Genomic DNA, 2,557 nt, shown 5'->3' with positions numbered 1-2,557 from the left:
TGCGCCGGTGGTGGCGCGGTACGGGAAGTGAGTGGCGGTGAGTATCCTCATTACATCTGGCGGCTCATCCGGCCAAAGCTTAAAGCGCCGATGAGTTTATACTTCATGACGGTGGTAGGAGGTTGACTGTTCTGTCGGTGACCGGTGTTCGCCGTATAACGTGATTCTTCTGCAAGCTAAAAATGGACGTTTTCATAGCCAGATAGTAATTTATAAGACAAAATCATGAGTGAATACGTCTTTCGGGTGAGCGGGGAATGTGGCTATGGCGACGGACGAAAAGTTAGCACTGCTTGAAAAGATTCATAAGGAAGTTCAAGATAAAGTAAATGCCTATTCTGCTGTGGGAGGGAAGTGGGGTCCTCAGCTAAAAATTGATCCAAGTGGACCAATATATCCGCTTCTACCTGATGCAGATACGTCGGGCCTGGGCTTTGTGGATACGATTGCGAAGTACGGGCGAACAGGAAATTATACAGGGGCAGCCTTTGGTGGAGGCAAGCTGAGTCCAACATTCAATTTTCAAGACTATGATTTGACAAAGGAATCTGACTGGACGAAATTTAATAAGGAATTTAGCCGATTTAGTCCGGGTGTGAATGGTAGTCCAGACGGCGAATTTTATATCAAGCCCCGCGCGTTGGCGCCCAGATCGGCCTTTGATGCTGCGTCAGAGACGCATGATCTTCTTCAGCAGGACGCCAATCTGAAATATGCCGATGCCTACAGGCGGGCAGGCGCGGAATATCAGGCTCTGGTGAGGCAAGGTGCCTCTGATGCTACTTTGAAGGCGGCATCCCAAAAAGTCATTGAGGCGCGCGATCAAGCATTGGCAGCACAGAAGACCGAGTATGCGAAATCCGATGGTTGGATTATACGTGAGTTCAACAAGCTGGTGCCCAGCAATCCATATGAAGCTGTTCTAAAAAATATCGGTGTGGTCGTTTTTTCTTCAACTTTCTCTGCTGAATTTATTGAGAAAGTCGATTTAAGTACCCAGACTGTTGCTGGCGAGTTGGGCGAGGCATTCGGTTCGCGCCTAGGTGCCTTGATTGCGGGAAATGGCTTCTTTCAGGAGAAAATTGGCACTTCCGTTGGTCGGGAACTTGGCAGAACAATTTCCGTATACTTTGCCAGCGGTGGCCAAGGCAGCCTTATGGACAGTCTATTGGGAGGGGATCAGGGCGATGAACCCATACTTGCAACATTGTTCGAAAAGTCCCTGAAGACTTTTGATATCAATATTGAGGACGGGTGGAAGCCGGCCTCATTCAAAGGAGTCGGCCAGTTTCTGGTCGCAGAGGCTGCGGAGAGATTGAATCTTGAAGGGTTCGAAAAGTATGTTTTTACGCGATCCGGGCAGAGCCTTACTAACTATTTTCTTGATACCCTCTCAGGTGGTCCGGTCAATGCGGAAGGTTTTGCCGCGATTGTTAGTAATGGAATGAACATAGGATCTGTTACTGCCTTTGTAACGGATCTGGCAATACAGTATTTTGGAAACAACTATGTGGATGAATTGCTTTCATCGACGCGTAAAATCGTATCAATAGATAACAGATACGAGGGATATTTTGCGGAAATGCACGCCATAGCAGCGCAAGCTATAGGTCAATATGTTGGAACGACTGTGGCTGGCCCCTTCATTGGCAGCCTTATCGGCAAGATCCTTGGTGCAATCGGTTACCTTTGGGGATCTGCAAAGTATGAATTGCTTGACGCATTGTCATTTGGGGTGCTTGACCAATGGTTCACGCCGGATCCGGTTGGGGTCAACTATACGGTCTTCAATCCGGTGAGTGGTCTATTGGAAACCGATTTCGCCGGTTCGCAGCAGCACTGGGACCGCAACAATGCGTCCAACAAGGTACTTGAAGAGTTGAGGAAGGTCGCAGATGCAGCCGGTGACGCCTTTACGACTTATATCAACAGTGTAATAGATGCTAGTGACTCTCGTGCTGATGTTTCGGCCTTCACCAGTGTGCTGGAGAAAGGGCAACGATACAATCATGCATCCATTGGCTATCATAGCCATGCATTCCAGGTCATACGTTCCGCGAATGGCGATAAAGTTCACAGCAATGATATAAAAGTTATTGTCAGTGCCGCTGTGGAGTACGAGATGTCAAAAATGGTCCTTCAGGGTGGGGACCTTACTCAGCTCCGGGCCATCAATTCCTGGAAGTTCGATACGGCGATGAAAACCGGCAAAGCCGGTGCCCGTCTGGGTGATGATTACATTCTCTCTACCAATATCTTGGGCGCCCGTTTGCAGACAGCCCAGGATTACCACTTCTATCTGGAGAATGCTGAGACAATCAATTACCTGATGAGTCAGGCACCTGACACACCGTTCACGGTTGGATGGGCAGCGACGTTGATGCAGGCCTATCAGATGCGACTGAATGCGCCGTATTCTGCTTTGTCGATGAGTGCCCTGGATAACACGGCGACGGCGAAGGATGACAAGATCTATTCCGCAGATGGCAACGATAGCCTGTTCGGCGCCGATGGTAATGACCTTATCAAGACATACGGAGGTAACGATAAGGTCGGT

1 protein-coding gene is annotated in these 2,557 nt (G+C 49.0%); it reads left to right on the top strand.

Annotation, left to right across the window (positions count from 1 at the left end; all coding sequences use genetic code 11):
- Window positions 1-265 precede the first annotated feature (265 nt).
- Window positions 266-2,557, top strand: a 2,292-nt coding sequence (locus Q0072_RS02145; protein WP_298325038.1) for a hypothetical protein, incomplete at its 3' end; no start/stop codon positions are given.

Origin of the sequence: Asticcacaulis sp. (assembly GCF_027484505.1) — a bacterium.
Taxonomy (GTDB): domain Bacteria; phylum Pseudomonadota; class Alphaproteobacteria; order Caulobacterales; family Caulobacteraceae; genus Asticcacaulis.
Note: the sequence above shows the minus strand (reverse complement) of the source record. Positions and strands in the feature narration are given on the sequence as shown.